The sequence below is a fragment of the Pseudomonas asplenii genome, from assembly GCF_900105475.1.
Lineage (GTDB): Bacteria > Pseudomonadota > Gammaproteobacteria > Pseudomonadales > Pseudomonadaceae > Aquipseudomonas > Aquipseudomonas asplenii.
This window is the reverse complement of sequence record NZ_LT629777.1, coordinates 5,410,728-5,428,387: the sequence shown is the minus strand read 5'-3', so window position 1 is coordinate 5,428,387 and position 17,660 is coordinate 5,410,728. Positions and strand designations below refer to the sequence as shown.

General features: G+C 61.3%; 8 protein-coding genes and 1 tRNA gene. 7 read left to right on the top strand and 2 right to left on the bottom strand.

Annotated elements, in window-relative coordinates; all coding sequences use genetic code 11:
• Nucleotides 1–50: 50 nt before the first annotated feature.
• The gene (locus BLU37_RS24045; protein ID WP_090209652.1) at nucleotides 51–3,923 is read right to left on the bottom strand and encodes a dermonecrotic toxin domain-containing protein; all 3,873 of its coding nucleotides are present in this window, start codon (nucleotides 3,921–3,923) and stop codon (nucleotides 51–53) included.
• 359 nt (nucleotides 3,924–4,282) lie between these two features.
• On the opposite strand from BLU37_RS24045, the gene BLU37_RS24040 reads away from it, so the two are divergent.
• The 5 genes from BLU37_RS24040 (at nucleotide 4,283) to BLU37_RS24020 (ending at nucleotide 15,532) form a co-directional block, all read left to right on the top strand.
• Nucleotides 4,283–8,332 (top strand): hypothetical protein, encoded by a 4,050-nt coding sequence (locus BLU37_RS24040; protein WP_232000383.1) that lies wholly within the window; start codon nucleotides 4,283–4,285, stop codon nucleotides 8,330–8,332.
• Between the two features lie 129 nt (nucleotides 8,333–8,461).
• Nucleotides 8,462–11,428: a hypothetical protein gene (locus tag BLU37_RS24035; protein ID WP_232000382.1), complete on the top strand. Its 2,967-nt coding sequence runs from the start codon at nucleotides 8,462–8,464 to the stop codon at nucleotides 11,426–11,428.
• Nucleotides 11,428–13,296, top strand: a complete 1,869-nt coding sequence (locus BLU37_RS24030; protein ID WP_090209646.1) for a hypothetical protein — start codon at nucleotides 11,428–11,430, stop codon at nucleotides 13,294–13,296. The genes BLU37_RS24035 and BLU37_RS24030 overlap by 1 nt, the downstream gene beginning before the upstream one ends.
• Nucleotides 13,297–13,445: 149 nt before the next feature.
• On the top strand, nucleotides 13,446–14,666 hold the full coding sequence (locus BLU37_RS24025) for a putative DNA modification/repair radical SAM protein (RefSeq protein WP_010451641.1): 1,221 nt from the start codon (nucleotides 13,446–13,448) through the stop codon (nucleotides 14,664–14,666).
• Nucleotides 14,663–15,532: a TIGR03915 family putative DNA repair protein gene (locus BLU37_RS24020; protein ID WP_090209644.1), complete on the top strand. Its 870-nt coding sequence runs from the start codon at nucleotides 14,663–14,665 to the stop codon at nucleotides 15,530–15,532. Before BLU37_RS24025 ends, BLU37_RS24020 begins: the two co-directional genes overlap by 4 nt.
• 21 nt (nucleotides 15,533–15,553) lie before the next feature.
• On the opposite strand, the gene nfsB is transcribed toward BLU37_RS24020, so the two are convergent.
• On the bottom strand, nucleotides 15,554–16,210 hold the full coding sequence (gene nfsB, locus BLU37_RS24015) for an oxygen-insensitive NAD(P)H nitroreductase (RefSeq protein ID WP_090209642.1): 657 nt from the start codon (nucleotides 16,208–16,210) through the stop codon (nucleotides 15,554–15,556).
• Between the two features lie 107 nt (nucleotides 16,211–16,317).
• Here nfsB and BLU37_RS24010 point away from each other — a divergent pair, with 107 nt between their 5' ends.
• Both BLU37_RS24010 and BLU37_RS24005 read left to right on the top strand, forming a co-directional pair.
• Nucleotides 16,318–17,235 carry a LysR family transcriptional regulator gene (locus tag BLU37_RS24010; protein WP_090209640.1) on the top strand — a complete coding sequence of 306 codons (918 nt, stop codon included), beginning with the start codon at nucleotides 16,318–16,320 and terminating at the stop codon, nucleotides 17,233–17,235.
• A gap of 262 nt (nucleotides 17,236–17,497) precedes the next feature.
• Nucleotides 17,498–17,584: transfer RNA gene (locus BLU37_RS24005), tRNA-Leu, on the top strand.
• Nucleotides 17,585–17,660: the final 76 nt, after the last annotated feature.

Here is a 17,660-nt window from a genome sequence, read left to right as displayed (position 1 = left end):
ATGCGGGCGGTGGCGGCGGTAGGTATGCATACCTACCGCCGCCTTTGGGCTCAGGAACCTTCGGTCGTTCCTGGAGCAATCGGCTCCGTGCTGGTCAGCGTCTGGATCTGCTCCCAGGTGTAGCCATGATTTATCCGCAACTCCTCGTCAACCATGACGGCCTGGCGGGTGAACAGCGCGGTGATGTGATAGCGGTCCAGCTCGACGCGGCCGCCAGCGGTCTGGATATCGACCGGAAAAGCCACTGCCTCGACGTTGTAGCCGTTCTCGGCCTGGCGTACGGCAATGCCGTCCTCATAGTCGAAGCAGGTATTGATTCTCGACAGAATGTTATCGCCGGTCAGGCAGGCGTGCGCCGCTTGGGGTTGGTCGCCTGGACAACGGATCAGTTCCAGCGAGCGCTGGTTCTGGACCCAGGTCGCGAAGGGGTCGCGCCGATGGTGACTGACGATCAGCGGAATCAGCATGCCGCCATAGACGCCGAGCAACTCGCCCGCCGCGAGGTCCTGCCGGGGCGCGACCCGGAAGCGATAGATCAGGTGGTCTTCATCTTCCGTCAGCCTGTGCTCCTCCCGGAAGCGCCTGATGCTCAGCTTGTCTTCGTACAGCCGCGCGACCTCCACGCCTTGTCCGAGATACGGCAGCAGTTGCATCGCACGCGCCATGGACTGGGGGCTGCCATCGGCGATGGAGTAATGCAGCGCGGTGATGGTCATGGGCTGCCCGTCCAGATCGCGCAGGGGATAACGGGCGTTGTCGACCCGGTCGTAGGTGAGGGGCGAGTTGCTGCAGGAATGGTAGGACTTGGGCGTTTGCAGGCGTTGCCGCTGTTGCGGGGTGAACATCTTCTTTTGCAGGTTTTCATCACGGGTGATCTGGTCCGGCAATACCTGCAACCTGCCTGCCTGCGCCAGCAGCGCGGGTTCCTGCTCCGGATGATGAAGGGTCCAGCGGTTATCCCGTGGGCTTTTGTGTTGCAGTCGCGGTTGGTAGAACCCGTAGGGGTTGTTCGCGTTCTGCAGTCGCCAGCCCTCGGGCGACCAGCACACCGGATAATAGCGGCGATTGTCGAGCACGTAGTGCCGGTAGGCACGGTTCGAGGCGGGTTTGCGATTGAGGTTCCAGTAAATGCCGTCATCGCGCAACTGCAAGCCCGAGACTAGCCGGCCAGGCACCGCGAACGCCTCCGGGAGCGGGGCCGCGGCGGCGCTCATCGGCGGCTCCGGCACACGGTGTTGCGTGCGTACGGGTGGGGTCTGGCGGCGCAGTTGCGAGGCCTGGTTGAACAATGCCCGTTTAAGGTCGACTGGCGCCTCATCCTCCACCAGGCTGATGCCGTGCAACAGGCCCAGTTGTTTTTGCGTCAGGGTGGGCAGTGTTTGCCAGGCGGCACTGTAGAAGTCGGCATGGGTCGAGAGGGTCTTGCCCTGTCGGTCCTGGACCTCGTAGTGCATGGCGTTTTTCTTCAGCCGTCGGTAGTTCAGGCTGCTGTCCACACCGATGCTTTGCAGCACACCTGACGGATCGACTTCGGCGTCGATGAATTCCAGGCGCAGATCCTGGGGCCAGGGCGCCAGCGTCTCGAACAGTGAAAAGGCCAGGCCGTCACTCTGCTGGGGGCGAGGCCAGTCCGGATAAAGCCCCTCGAACACCCGGGCAATACGGATCTGTTCCCGGGCGCGCTCAATCTCCTTGTCCAGCGCCGGTAGTGTTGTATTGGCGGGTTCCAGGGCCTGCTGGGTGAAGGCGAGATCGGCCTGGTAGCTTTTGGGCAGGTCGGGATATTCGCCGCACAATTGTTGCTGCTGCAAGGTATCGGGCTGCTCGAGCTGCTGATAGAGATGGTCGAACAGACCGGGCAGCCATTGTATTTCGTCGATGTCGCTGAACGGTGTGCCTTTGGCATCGTGGATGAACTTGCGCGACTTCTTTTTCCTGATGCGCAGCGGTGTTTGCCTCGGTAGGTCAGGCAGCATGCTCAGCAGTTGTGGCTGGATCTGCGAGCAGAGTTCGGTACAGGTGTTGCCGCGGGTCTGATCGAGGTCGAAGTGCTCGATTTCCCGCAGGATCCACAGACGCTTGAGGCTGTCGAGCAACAGCGGGGGCGTGCGTCGACTGTGGCGATGCAGTTGCCTGAGGGTGTGCGACCGGGTTCCGCTCAGGGCCAGCAGCGCCTTCGTCATCGGCTCGGGCAGTTGCGCGGCATGCGCGCTCAGGCGTCTGACCAGCTTTGCCTCGGGCCATTGCGTGACGTCCTCGTGGAGTGCCCGCCAGGCGCCGACGCCATTATGCCGTATCGGCGGGGAATAGAGCCCGGGCTGGTCCTGGGAGACGATGTGCCAGTTGTGGGTGTCTTCGTTGTAGCTGATTTCATAGTACGACTGATTCAACAGCAGGTAGGTCTTGTTCTCCCAATCATGCTGGCCCAGGCCGTTGGTTTGCCACTGACCGTCCGGTACCCGCAGGTCCACGCGATAGCGGCTCGGGTCGGGTTTCCACAGGCGCGTGCGGCCGTGCAGGCGAATGGGAACCAGCTCCGGCAGGGTGGCGCTGTCGATGTGCATCCGTTGCGTCGTCTGGCCACTGGCCCGCGCCTCGGCGACATTGAGCAGATGGATCGAGCCGCCCAGGCGCTCCTCGGTTTCCCAGGTTTCGATGTCCTGATAGATGGCCTCTGCGTCGAGCAGGTCCATGGGGGCACAGAGGCATTGCTTGAACCAGGGGATATAGCCCTTGAGGGTGGCCAGCAGATCCAGGCCGGCGAGGCGATAGTCATCCAGCAGTTGTTCGCGTTGCGCCGCCTTGACCTTGGCCGTGACGGGCGCCAGCCTGCCCAGGTCATCCCCCAGGCGCAGCATGTGCTGGCGATGGATGTCTTCGAACAGATCTTCTTCGATCCGCTGGGAAAGACTGACCTGGTCGGACTTTGGCGAGCGGGATGCGGCAACCGCACTTCTCAGTTTTGCCATCAGTAGTGGTTCCCGATAGTCAATCGGCATGAGTTGAGTGACCCGATGCCGGGACTCCGACACGTCGAGGTGCGCCATGAATACCATCTGGAAGGTGAGCCACGAGGGGTATTCGCGCAGGGCGTATTCGCGATGGCCGGGGAAGTACACTGCGCACTTGCCCTGCTCATCCTCGGGATCGGAGGCGAAATGAATGACCCCGGGCAGCACCTGGCCCAGCAGCATGACCCGACGGCTGAGCAGGAGCTTTCCGGCGCTTTTGCCGGGTGGCAACAGGAAGTGTTTGAGTTGCCGGGCGCACTCATCGGTGATGTCGCCGCGCAGATGAGCCATCTGCAGCACGGCATTGAAACGATCGCGCTGGTGTTCGACGAAATAGGCATGTTTGTCCCGCGCAACCAGCGGCTCGTTCGCCGGGTCGGTCTGGTCGAGCACCTGCTTGAGGTGTTGCAGGTATTTCTGGCCGAGGTCGAGACCGCGGCAGCGCTGGGCGAAGGCCTCGGGCAGCAGGCGACTCTTGAGGTTCCGGGACTTTCCCGTGAGGTAGATGGCCGAGCCGCTGCCAAAGCCGCTGCTGCGGGTTTCCCAGGTTTCGAAGTTGTACAGGGCGGCCTCCAGCAGGCTGTGCTCCGGGCTGGCCTCGTAGATGGGGATCCACAGGACACTGTCGCGGTGCCAGCGTTTGGCGAGGGTGGCGATCTGCATGTCGCGCAGCTCCGGATAGTCCGCCTTGAGGTCCATTTCCAGGAGGGGCTCGGCAAATTCGTCCAGGCTTTTCAGCGGGTCGAGGAGGGTGCCGATCTTGGCGGCGGACAGATGGCATTGGATCAGGGCCTGGCGCAGCTCGGTTCGTCGTCGGCTGCTGGCGTTCTTCAGCCAGTCCGGCAGGCGGAACCGGACGAAACGCTCGTGCGGCAAGGGGGTCATGAGGGGAAGTTCGGGGAGCTGGGGCATGGGCGCACTCACTGTCTGTCTGGCGGCATCCGGAACGGTTGCCGCGGCGCCAGCTAATGACAGCCGGGGATTGGCCGGGTACTAGATAGTTACTGAAAAACACTCAAAAATTTGCCGGCCTGAGTAATGACGCGGTGAACTTTTTGTGGTTTTTAAATGAACTGGGCGTGGGTGATATTCCTGCATTTATTTCATTCTTATTGTTGTTCGAAAACTTTGTTTTGTATCGAGATAATGAGTTTTTCTTGTGCTCGGGCTGGCGAGTAGTCTTGCGATTCAATGTCGATAGTCATGTGGCATGAAACCGGATTGAAGATTTCCGGTTTTATCGGATGCCATTGAATCAGGTGGGTTTTTGCATGAGAAGGTTACTGTTTGATGATGCATTGAATAACTATGAAGTTCAGGGGGCAGGGCGGGCGGTTGACGATTTCGCACATTTGCAACGCATTGGCGCGCTGCTGAAGGACCTGGATATTGTTATCTCCGGTCTTTACCTGGAAGGTCGGGAGATTCGTATCGCCCACGGTTCTGCCGTTTTTACCGTGGGCCATCTGTATGTGCAGGAGGCGCCGGCGTTTGTCTATCCGTGTTTTCGGGATGAGTTCGTTTTTGATTTTGAACGGGACATTGCATCGTTTGCGCTATGGCAAGCGATGGATGGCGAGTTGTCTGCCTCGTATGGGGCGCTGAAGTCGCAACTGGTGACGGCGGGCGTGAGCCGCGTCAACCTGGCGCTGACTCGGGATTTCGTGGCCATGAGTCGCCCCTCGGGTGAGCTGTTCAGGGCAGGCAAGGCGGAACAGGATTTTCTCAATGGGCTGATGGCCCTCTATCAACTGGGCGTCGCCCAGGCCCGGGTGAGGCGCTATCGCGGTGTCACGCTGCCGAGCCTCGCCGATGGCGCTGCGAACCATCGGCGCAAACGGGCCATCGAGCACTCGTTGAATCTTCTGGTGGGCGATGATGTGGCCGTCGCCAAGCTCTACCAGGTGATCTCGCAGCGGCATGCCGAGTCCCGTACCGGCATGGATATGCTCTCCACCTACTACGGTCATTGGAAAGGCAACATCAAGACCGAGCAGCACATGAGCACGTTCCTGTCCTCGATCAATCTCTGGTCGCTGCCTGCCGATCTGCTGGTGGGGCTGCGTCAGCTCAATACCTTGAGAACGTATGGCCCGCTGCGGGTCCAGCTGTCCCTGCCGGTCGTGGGGTCGGTGGCCTGGAAGGAGATGCTGGTGAACATCGACAAGGAGTTCGGTGTGATCCGCGGGACCGAGCTGGTGCGTCTGTTCGGTCCCTACAGTCATCACTACCTGGACCTGGGGGCCGACTACACGATCAGCAACAGTGGCTTGTCGATCAAGTATTCGATTCCTGCCGTGGAGGGCGTCTCCTTCGATGGCGTGGTCAACGTCATCGGCCACGGCCGAAACATCGACCAGCACATGCGCTCGCAGCCGGAGTCGGTCGCCCAGTGGCTGCATGACAATATCCTGGATGTGCATGGGGTGGCGGGCTTCAGGAAGCTGAAGTTCGTCAACTTCCAGGCCTGTCGTATTCATCAGGTGTTGGCCAGTTACATTGTCTGCCTGCTGCTGAAAAAGTCGCGGCGGCATTTCGAGCTCAACAGAATCCCGGTGGTACTGGCCATTTCCAGCCCCTGGGCGCCGGTGGTACTCAATGCCAATCGAGTGTTTGGCGCCTTGTCGGCGACCTGGCAGGAGCACACGCTGGCATTGCCCGGCCTGGTGCTCAAGGGCCTCGATCATGTGATCCGCACGATCCAGGTGCAAGGCGTGCCCCTGCAATTGGCCGTGCAGAGCGGGTTGACGGGGCTTCGTGGCTTTCAGGACCTGAGCAACCTGCCTTATCGGGACTACCTGAGGCTGAGCCAGGTGCTGGCGCTGGATCACAGCTTTCTATCGGGTGAGCATTACCTGAGCAGCGCCACGCTGGAGCTGCTCGCATCGGGGCTGCAGACTGCGGTCCAGGTGCGTAATGCCGGGTTGGCCGAGTGCGCGCGGCTCATCCGCTCGCGTTTTGCGAGCAATTTCGCGGCTATCGAGCAGATCGTGACAACGGCGTCGATTGTCCCGCGATCCTGGCGGGCCAACCCCTCGACACAGCCATTCCAGGCCCGGTTGTTGAAAGCCGGCGCTGTCGAGACCGTCAAGCAGGTCGTGGATTTTCTGCTGATGTTGAAATCGGCGACGGACCGTGGCGACTGGCTGGAGGGCCTGCGTCTTTATAACGATACGAAAATCAAGTTTCTGATCGATCCCTACGATCACCGCGGCGCGGAAAGGAAAAAGTTCATCGTCGATACCCTGTTCAGCCTGACGAGTACTTCGGTTCAGCGCAGCGCCCAGATGTACAACGATGCCTTCGAGAAGTTCTTCCTGCTCAGCAAGCAGGAGTATCAGGAAATGACGGGCATCGATGTCGATCGGGCCATCAGTTATTTCTTCTTGCGCGGCACACCCGATACCACGATCTCCCCGCAGGTGTTCCGCGATCTCCAGGCGACAGCCCCGGAGCCGGGGATGCTGGTGGTGGATTCCTCGGTCTATGGCAGCCTGCTGGGCAGCGAGCAACTCGGCGTGTCCAGCCGCGACCTGCGGGCCGCGTTCGAGGCCGGGGATGAGCCACCCCGGCTGCTGGCGGCGATGGAGCAGTTGCAACAGAACCTGAAAAACCGCAGGCCTGCGCTGGGCGATGCGCTGTCCTTGAAGCACCTGCAGGACACCGAGGAAAACCTGCAACGGGCGAAAACCGCCCTTGAGAAAAACCGCCTGCCGGGCCCGCTGCTGAAGACCTCGGCCCGCATGGCCAGCGGTGCCAGCCGGTTGCTCGGGGCTTTTGGCGTGTTACTGGACTTTCGCACCCAGCCGTTCCACTTGGACTTTTCCTCGCTGCGTTCCGGGGTTTTCACCGCCAGCGATTCGCTGGCGGTGACCAAGGGGCTGTTCGATTTCACCAGCGACGTGGGCGTGGCCCTGCGTCTGCGGCTGGCCTCGAGTGCTTTCCGGGCCATCTGGCAGTCACGCCTGGACCAGTTGTTCTTCCGGCTGAACAAGGTGCTGTTGCCGCTGGACGTGCTGTTCACGGCTGTCAGCCTCTATCGCAATATCGAAGGCGTGCGGCTGGCCAAGAGCGCGGAGGAACAGGCGCTGTACCTGAGCATGAGCGTGATTGACGGCGTCGCCTTTGGCGTCACCTTGGCCGGTTTTGCCCTGATCGCGGTGCCGGGCGTCGGGGTGGCCCTGATCCTCGCGGGTGTGGCGCTGGCGGTGGTGAACATCCTGCTCAATGCGATCGTTGGCCTGACGTACCTGGAGGACTATCGCTGGGATGAAAAGGTCGGCTTGTTCTTCGACAACCTGTTCGGGTCGTCGTCGCTGTTCGCCGGCAGTCTGTCGGGCCCGCCCACCGCGCTGGAGGGCATTACCGCCCAGCAACAGATGCGTAGTGCGGCGGACCAGTTGTTCGACGAGTTGCGCACCCAGGGGATCGATCTGTTGCTGACCCCGGTGCTCAATGACAGCGACGACGAGGATCAGACCAACCCGCTCAAGGCCATCGGCCCGCAGGGGCCAAACCGAGCGCAGGGCTATACCTTGTCGCCGTTGGGCATGACGGCCGATGAGCTCAAAGGTTGGCCGGATGCCAAGGGCCAGGACAAGAGCCGCCAGGTGCGCAAGGGTTGGTACCTGCGGCGCACGGGCCAGGCGCGCAAGCTGATGGTGACCCTGCCGGCCACGCCCGGTCGCCAGGGCCAGGTGCTGGATTTCGGCCCGCTGCCGGCGGTGCTGCTGTTCGGCGCCACGCCGCACCTGCTGTTGAGCATGAACCCCTTCGGCTGGGCGCCCGGCGAGTCGCCGCAAGAACAGGCGCGCCAGGCCTATCAGGTCAAGCTGTACCCGGGAACGGCCTACACCCTGCAGTTCAAGAAAAGTCTCCTGGGGGCTAAGGACCATGACTCGCACTTTGACAGCCACACCCGATTGCTCGTACCCGAAGGGGATTACCCGAGCCTTCCGCAGGTCGCGCTGGATCTGTCCGCCCAGGGGGATGGGCGCGAAACCCTCCGTGAGCTGGACCTGGCGGACACGTCGCTGGCGGTGATCAAGTTCAAGGACCGCAGTCAGTTTCGGCTGGACCTGGTGCGTGCCGGCGACGGCACACCGTGCGCCCTGGAGCAGGTGGTGCGCACCGTGCAACTGCCGGCGCATATCAACTTCCGCACTGGCAAGACCCATCCGGTGATGGCGGTGGTCGGTGACGGTTCGCGAGTGACCTTGCGCAATACCAGCGGGCAGTCGTTGCTGCTGCTACGGCCGGAGGTGAAGCGCTGCGATATCGAGATCGATGCCGCGGTCGGCGGCTTCGCGATTTCTATCTGAAGATCGATCAGGTCATTCAGCTGGCTTTGAACCATTAAAGGATTATCCGTAGTGAATGACACTAAGGTGATTAAAATCACAGGGCCTGATATTGCCCTGGATACTGCAATAAAGAAAATTGATCTGCTCTTGACCGATAACTCGCTCAACTATTACGACATCACCGTCGGGGTGAGTGATACCCGCGAAGGCGAGGTCAGGAAGTTGTCTTGCCGGGTGGCCGATCGGGCCGGGGCAAAGTTGCAGGTTTCATTGGACGGCGCATTTTTTGTCGCCGATGGCGGCAATGACAAACCGTTTTTACGCGAAGAAGTGGCGCAGGGCCTGAGAATCATACTGCAGAACTTGACCCTGACTCTGAGCCCCGAACTCTATTATGGAAAACGCCTGTACAGCGTCCTCGACATGGATCTGCCCAGGTTGCTGGTGCCCGGCAACAATAAGGCCGTTGCCCTGGGCAGCGCTGCCAGCCGGTCCTATGAGTCGATCGAGCTGATCTTCAACTCGGCCAGGGAGCCAGAGTTGGAAGGGCACCTGAAGAATGGTCGGGTCGATTATGAAATCCATACGACCCGCTACGATGGCCGTCTCACCATCGCGAAATCCGGCTCCTTGAGTTTTGCGCAGATCAAGGGCCCGAAATCGAGTGGGTTCACCTTCGATATCGGTGGACCGATGTCGGCAGTCGACCTGAGCTCCGTCCGGCTGTCCTATCAGCTCACCACCCCTGACGGAGACATCGAGGATGAGCGCAAGGATTTTCTGCAACTGAGGCTGGTGGAGGGGCGCTATCAGAAAATCGACTTGAAGGCCGTCAACCGGAAACATACCCACGAGACGCTGGAGGTGAAGTTCCCGCTCGAGGGGGAGACGCTTTTCAACTACCTGGATATTCGATTTCCGACCCATCCGGTGTTTCAGGAGGGGGCTGGCGCGCTGTCCTTCAATAGCCTGCATCGTCTCGATGTGGAGCATTGCACGCAAAAGACCGCCAGTGCCATTCGGGTCGACCTGAGTGCGCTCGCCTCAACGGTCTACCTGGATCGGCACTCGTTCCTGCGGATCAAGGGTGTGACCTATTTCGAAAGCGAGCCCCCGGCCGGCTTCGTCGATATCGCCTATGAAATGTTCGATGAACACGGCACACGGCTTGGCTCGGGGCGCTACCAGGGGCGTTGCACGTTCAGAGCGGCCGCCCAGGCGCCGGCCGCAAGCGGGTTCATCAACCTGGCGGCGCCAGGCACGTTCTGCTTTTTCGAGCTGGATATCCAGGACTCTCGGGTCGATCCGTCCATCGCCACGGTTGCGTATTACCAGGTCGAACTGTCTGCGGCGTTCCCCGCAGGCGCCCGGCACGCGGCGGTGGTGACTGAGGTGGAGTTCTACTACAACCGATACCTGAACTTTGAAGCGATCGCCAAGGAGCAGGATTTTCCCTTCGACGATTTTCACCTCGAGTCGCCGGTCCTGGAGGAGGGCGCGGGGCGAGTTGCCACGCTCAAGCGCTTTCTTGACCAGCATGTGTTGGCCTATACCACCCTGGCGTTTTCCTTCGAGCGGATGGCCAAAGACGTTGTCATTGACGGCGACCTTTCCGAGAAACTCCAGGAATATGCATCGCTCCATGGTTATTCGAAAACCGGCAGAAGAGTGTTCAGCACCGAGTGGCCGGACAAGTCGGATCTGCTGGAAACCGCCTGGTGGCGAGGTGTCGATGTGCTGGTTTTCGCCGTCTGGATTGACCGGCAGGACCTGGCCGCCGGTGCATCGCCTTTTTTTCGGGGGGTCGAAAGCGAGTTCGGTTATTTCCAGAATGTGCCCTATGCGTTGTCGATAAAGGGCCAGTTCAACCCCTACCTCTACATCCCGTGCCTGAAGGGCAACCATGACTATGAGCTGGACCCGCTGTTTTCCAATACGCTTTATCTGAGACAGGGTCGCAGCCGTGTACAGGGTCGCGGTTCGCTCAATAGGCTGTATCTGCTGTGGGACTCGCAGACCACCTTTGATTTCGCGGCCGAGGAGGATTTTGCACGGGGTGTCGCGCCCACGCGACTGAAACTCATCGGGGTCGACATCAAGAGCATCGTCCTCCGGGTCCCGGAGCCGGAGCATGAGCTGTGGGGCAGCCTCATTCTGGAATGGGCGGTCTGGGTCGACCCGGAAAAACACTTGGGACAGATCGACGATCCTGCGGTACTGGCCTTCATCGGCGAAAGCCATGCGGCGATCAAGGAAGGCTCGCTGACCCTGGTGAACTTCCTGAAGGAGCCGATCAGTGAGTTCATCGAGTTCGAGATCGAGGGCCGGGTCTATACGCTGGAAACCCATCCGGGGGATACCGGGATTCATTGGCGCCGACAGGTTGATCTCAGCCGTGAGGTGCTGGGAGAAAAGACCGTGTTGAGTAGCCTGGGCAGCCAGCGCAAGCACGTGCTTCGACACACGATCCTGGGCCAGCTCAATACGCCGGTTTATCCCACCGAGGATGGCCAGGATATTCTCGTGGCCCGTGGCGAGGTCGCCTATCTGCACGGCGGCGTGCATGAGACCCAACTGGTCGGCAGCCTGCCGGAAAACCATTTCTATCTCGATCGGTCGGGGACGGACAGTGTCGTGGCCGGCGGTCAGCGCAATCGCGTGGAAATCTCCGGCGATGCCGGGGGCCACAAGGTCATTTTCCTTTGCGCAAAACCGGGGGCACTGAATGTCATCCAGGCGCCGGCGATCAGCTTCGCCACGGCCCGCCTGCAGGATGACGACCTGTTCCTGTTCCACGAAACCGCGGCCCGCCTGCTCACGGTCTGTGTGAAAGGCATCCTGGCCTGGGATTCGTCGCGATTGCGCCGCATCAGCCTGACGCTCGCCGAGGGCACCTTTGACGCCGTGCACCTGATCGGCCTGCTCCGGGCCGCGCAGCAGGCCGATGAGCAGGCGTCCTATCGAACCCATGCGCTATTGCCCGAACCGGCACTGCAGCGTGGTTTCGTGCAGTTGGCCGATACGCAGGTCGCGCAGGACACTTCACCGGCCTTTCTCAAGGACCGGATCGGGCGCCATGACGTCATGGAAAAGGACTCTGGGGAGGGACAATGATGTCCGCACACACCACGCCACTGGAGATGCACGAACGTCTCCATACCGTCGACAACCCTTTTTATGGCGAAAGGGACTACAGCTTCAGCTTTGAGTTTTACGCCACTGAACCGATCTGGCAGACGCACGCTGTCGACTATGTCAGCAGTGACCTCGCCAAACCCAATATCTGGATGGGCGAAAGTCGGCAGGATCACTACGTCACCCGCAGTGCGTCCGAGGTGTGGGACGAGCGGGTGTTTGCCGAGCGTGAATGCAAAAGCTTCACGCTGTTTTGCCGAGAGGGTCAGTTGCATCTGGTGCTGACGGTCTGGGGCGAGGATGCCGACGCTAAGAAACTGCCGCGAAGCCGCTACGACAAGCGTTTCACCACCATCGCCACGCGTCAGGTAGCGGGCAAGGGCGATTTTCTCAGGCTGGCCCACGAGCAGCCTTGTGTCATCAAGCTGGAGACCCAGGACGGGTTATCGCGCCTCAAGGTCTGGAACACCCGGGAAACGGGGCAGGAGCCCTTCATCCTGAATGTGCCTGATGAGTCGTTCCGGGATTTTTTCGCCGGGTTTACCACGTTTCAGTTCAATGCTGTTCCCAGCGGGGTCAGAACAGGGAAACATTCACTGATGTTGCAGCGGGTGGCGGCCTGGCGGGGAAATCCCGCACCGGAAGGCAAGCAGAACTTTCGCGACTGTCTCGAACAACAGAAAAACGCCTTGCAACACTTCGGTTTCCGGCAGTTGCCGCTGGAGCATCTGACGGCTCACTATCCGTTGCAGAACGACCGTTGGAGCCTGCTGGAGCAGCCGGGGTTCTTCGCCCTGAAACAGGCCGGGCCCGAATGGATTGCCAGCCAGGGTCTGGGTTTTTACCTGGACCACAACCAATGCCGCATTACCCTGCGCGCGGCCGCCGAACGTGGTGCTTGCGCCAGCGTCATGCTGGATATTCTGCCCCGGGCCGCGGGTCTCGCCAGCATCACCACGCTGGCCGCACAAGTCGATGCGTGGGCTCGCTCAGAAGCCGGTTTCGCCCTGCGCAATCATCGCTTGAAGTTCAGGAAGATCCTCGCGCAGGTGCAGGCCTTTGATGCCAGTCAACCCTTCAGACTGTCGTTTCACGACAGCGATGCCACCATCGCGGCGATCGAGCAGGGGCAGTGGCCTGCGGGGCTGGGCCAGTTCATGGCGCAACTCAAGGTTTCACGGTTTTCCGAGCGCTCGACCCTCAGCCAGACCCTGACGCAATTGCAGGCGGCGTTGAAGAAGGATCAGGCCCTGAATGACCAGCAGACCGAGGAACTGGGTGTCCTGACCCTGAAAATGTCGGCACCCGAAGCCTCGATGGTTTTTCATCTGCGGATCTGCCGAAGCATGACGACTGACCCGGCTACGGGCACCTTGCGCTATGAGCAAAGGCTGGTGTTCCAGGACAGCCAGGGTGAGGAGCAGGGAGCGTTTGCCCTGGAACAATCCTCGGGCTTTCTCCTGTTGTGCCTGAGCGACGACCGGCAGGCGTTCGAACTGTTTTTCGCCGATCCGGGCCGTGAGCTGGCCACTTCGTTGACGGCTTCCTGGCGCTATTCGCTGGCGCAGGTTCAGGGGGCGGTGAAGGGCCAGGTCATTGACGAGGCCACCCTGGAACTCGGTCGTGATGGCGGGACGCGCGAGGGCTCGCGGATTGCCCTCAGGCATTTGAGTTGCTGGAACCGTGCCCTCTGGAAGCGTGAAGGGCTGATTGGCGCCGAGGAGAAACCGGACCCGGATTACAACGTGAAGACCTTGGCCCACCTGCATTTTTCCGGTTTGTTCGGAGCCTTGCTCGAACCTTACCTCCAATCGCGGAGCGTGGCCTTGGAGACGCAGTCTGCCTGACCCCGTGTGCGGTGTGCGGCCACCGAGGCGCCGCACACCGCGAGGCTGCTACAGGTCGAGCGTAGCGGGCGGCTATTTGACTGAACAGTGCTTGCATGTGTCGAACACTCGGAATACTGTATGGATGATCAGTATATCGAGTAAGAACCATGCAGCTCATCGCCAAGCTCGGCATTCTCGCCGATGCCGCCAAGTACGACGCCTCGTGTGCCAGCAGTGGCGCGCCCAAGCGCAGTTCCCGGGGGCGTGACGGGCTCGGTGCCACCGACGGCATGGGCATCTGCCACAGCTATACGCCCGATGGCCGCTGCGTCTCGCTGCTCAAGGTGCTGCTGACCAATTTCTGTCTCTACGACTGTCAGTATTGCATCAACCGGCGCTCCAGCAATGTGCCCAGGGCGCGTTTCTCGCCGGAGGAGGTGGTGCGCCTGACCCTCGATTTCTATCGGCGCAATTGCATCAGCGGGCTGTTTCTCAGCTCCGGCATCATCCGCTCCGCTGACTACACCATGGAGCAACTGATTCGGGTGGCGCGGCTGCTGCGCGAGGAGCACCAGTTTCGCGGCTACATCCATCTCAAGACCATTCCCGACGCCGACCCGTTGCTGATCGAGGAGGCCGGGCGCCTGGCGGACCGCTTGAGCGTGAACATCGAACTGCCCACCGAGGCCAGCCTCAAGCGTCTGGCACCGGAAAAGCAACTGACCACCATTCGCCAGGCCATGGGCATCATTCATCTTGGCCAGCAGGCGGTGGCCGGCGAAGCCAGGGCTCCGCGTTTCACGCCGGCGGGGCAGAGCACCCAGGTGATTGTCGGGGCCGATGCCACGGATGACCGGACCATCCTGCGCAATGCCGAATCGCTTTACCAGGGTTATGGCCTGAGGCGGGTCTACTACTCGGCATTCAGTCCAATCCCCGACAGCCCTGACAGCGTGCCCCTGGCCGCGCCACCACTGTTGCGCGAGCACCGCTTGTACCAGGCCGACTTCCTGATGCGTGGCTACGGCTACAAGGCGGGCGAGCTATTGAGCCAGTCGAGTAACCTGGAGCTGGATATCGACCCCAAGCTCGCCTGGGCCTTGGCCAATCGCGAGGTCTTTCCGCTGGATGTGAATCGCGCCGAACCGGCGTTGCTCGCCCGCATCCCGGGAATCGGCTTGCGCAGCGTGCAACGCCTGGTGGCGTTGCGCCGGGAGCGGCGGATTCGCTACGACGACCTGATCCAGTTGCGTTGTGTGCTCGACAAGGCCCGGCCGTTCATCGTCACCAGTGACTATCGACCGCCCCAGGCGGAAACCCGCAGTGGCCTGTTGCGAGCCCGTCTGCGTGAGCCACAGGCACCGTTGCAGATGGGTTTGTGGGGATGATCGCGCTGGACTGCGACGACCATTTCGGCACCTGGCGCGATCAGGCCCGGATTCTGTTGGGGCACGGTATCGACCCGGTCGAGGTGAACTGGCACCAGGGGCCGGTCGCCGATCTGCTGGCGGGTTCCAGCGCATTGCCGACAGGGCCGGGCGTATTCTGCGCACGGGTTCCGGCAGCCTTGCTGACGCAGCTTGAGCAGGCCGCCCGCTATCATGGCGAGCAGCGCTGGAACCTGCTCTATGAAGTGCTCTGGCGGGTCGCGCACGGCGACCGTACCGCCATGCTGGCCGGCGACCGACTGGGCAGTGAGCTGCAACGTCGGATCAGGCAGGTGAGGCGCGAGGCCCACCATCTGCATGCATTCGTGCGCTTCGTGCCGCTGCCCGAGGCACTCGCCGAACGGTTGCAACTGGACCTGGTGGCTTTCCATGAGCCAGCCCATGACATCCTCGCCAGCGCCAGCAGCCATTTCGCCGAACGCCTGGGCCGGCAACGCTGGCTGATCGCGACGTCCCGCGACGGCATTCGTTTCGATGGCGAGACGATGGACTATCGGCGTCACTGTCCCGAAGAGTGGCGACAGTGGGCTCGTCATGCCGATGATCCTGGCGCTGAGTTGTGGCTGACCTACTACCGGCACATCTTCAACCCGGCCCGGCTCAACCCCGATGCGATGCGCCAGCATATGCCGGGGCGTTTCTGGCGGCATCTGCCGGAGGGGCCGCTGATTCCGCAGTTGGTGGGACAGGCGCGGCAGGGCAAGCAACGCGATGGGCAGGCCCAGGAAGTGGGGTTGCAGGAGGGCAAGCGGATTGCACAGCGCAAGGGCTCGCCAGGCCACGGGCTGGCTGGCGAGCTCAGATAGCGTGAGGACGCAGGCGCCCGATCAGGCCAGGTGAGTGAACAGATAGTCTTGCGGCAGGCGTGACTTCGGCAGGCTGGCATTGAAATCGCTGTCGCTGCGGTAACCCAGGCAGACCAGCACCACGCAGGTGAGGCCTTGCGCATGCAGGTCCAGTTCGGCATCCACCGCCCTGGCGTCGAAGCCTTCCATCGGCGTGGCATCGATACCCAGCGTCGCGGCACCGAGCAGCAGGCTGCCGAGGGCCAGATAGGTCTGTTTCTCCATCCAGTGCTGCAGGTCCTTCTGCTCGTAGCGATGCAGGTCGACGAAGCCCGAGCGGATCTGCTGCTGACCGCTCCTGGCGGTATCACTGGCAAAGCGTCCAGCTTCCTGTTCCTGCTGCAGTATCTTGTCCAGATGGGCATCGTTCATGCCCGTACGGGTGCACAGAGCAATCACGTGGGAGGCATTCATGATCTTCGGTTCGTTGTAGGCAAAGCGTCCTTCGGCGCCCTTGGCCAGGCGCGCCTTGCCCTCGGCGGTCGAGGCCACGATGAAGTGCGAAGGCTGCGAGTTGACCGATGAAGGCGCGTTGCGCAGCAGGGTCAGCAGTTCGTCGATAGCGGCCTGGGGGATACGTTTCGAGGCGTCGAAGGCCTTGGTGGTGTAGCGCTGGGCGGTAATGTGCGCGAGATTCATCGGGGGGCTCCGTGACAGCAGGATGAGGGATCGGCGCTGATTCTGATCTTCGTTACTGGAGAGATAAAGAGCTAATATCGAGTAGCTCTTTCACTTCTGGTGTGAAAATGATCCGATTCGACGACTTGGCGCTTTTTGTCCGCTCCGCCGCCCTGGGCAGCTTCTCCAATGCCGCCCGCGAGGTCGACCTGCTGCCCGGGCAGGTCAGCGCGGCGATCCGGCGGCTGGAGCGTGAGCTGGATATCTGCCTGTTTGCCCGTTCGACCCGCAGCCTGCGCCTGACTGCCGAAGGCGAACGTTATCTGCCGTATGCGCGGGGTGTGCTGGAGACCTTGCGCGAAGGGCACGAGCAATTGCACGTCGAACGCCTGGAATTGCAGGGGACCTTGCAGATGTCGGTGTCTTCCGACCTGGGGCGCAACCTGCTGTCGCCGTGGTTGATCGAGTTTCGTCGATTGCATCCCCGGTTGACCTTGCGGCTGTCGGTGTCGGACCAGATTTCCGACGTCTTCCGGGATCCGATCGATGTCGCGATACGCTACGGTCAACTCAATGATGCGAGTTTCGTCGCCTTGCCCCTGGCAGAAAATCGTCGGGTGCTGGTGGCGGCCCCTTCCTATCTGGAGGCGCATGGGCGACCGCGCAGCCTCGATGACCTGGCCGGGCACAACTGCCTCTGTTACGTGCTGCAGGGCCGCTATTACGACAAGTGGGCGTTTTACCAGGCGGGTCAGCGCCGGGAGGTCTCGGTGACGGGAACCTTGCTCAGTGATGACGCCGATGTCGTGCGGCATTGGGCGCTGGCGGGCGAGGGCATCATCTACAAGGCCTGGCTGGAGGTGCGGGCCGACATCGCAGCCGGGCGCCTGGAGCTGTTGTTGCCCGAGTACCATGGCGAGAACACCCGATTGCAACTGGTGTGCCCGCATCGCCGACAAATCTCCGCATCGGTGCAGGCTTTGTACCAGTTTCTCCAGAGAAAATTCCGCGAGCTGGATCAGGCGGGGCCTGTGCTGCCGCCCTGAAACAGGGTCATGTCCCCACGAAAAATCCGTGAAAGGTTATCGGCCTGTGTTGCGGTAATGCGTCGGCCTGCCTTGGGTAACGTGCAATCCTTTGAAAATCATAAGCTTGCGAAATGTACAGAATACGGAAAATTGGCGCCGGTGAACTTGCTTCGGGGGGAGGGGATGTATATATTCGTGCCCTTGTCACATCGGTATCGTCAGGCCATGAGCTTTTCCGGCTCCGCGTCTGCCGCCATGTCGACCGCTTCACCGCGCTGCCGCCCGAATGGCGAAATTGGTAGACGCATGGGACTTAAAATCCCCCGTTCGTAAGGACGTGCCGGTTCGACCCCGGCTTCGGGCACCATCCTAGATTCCAGAGAAGGCTTACAAGATCTCTGGAACCCCCGAAAAACCTGCCTTCTGGCGGGTTTTTTCGTTTT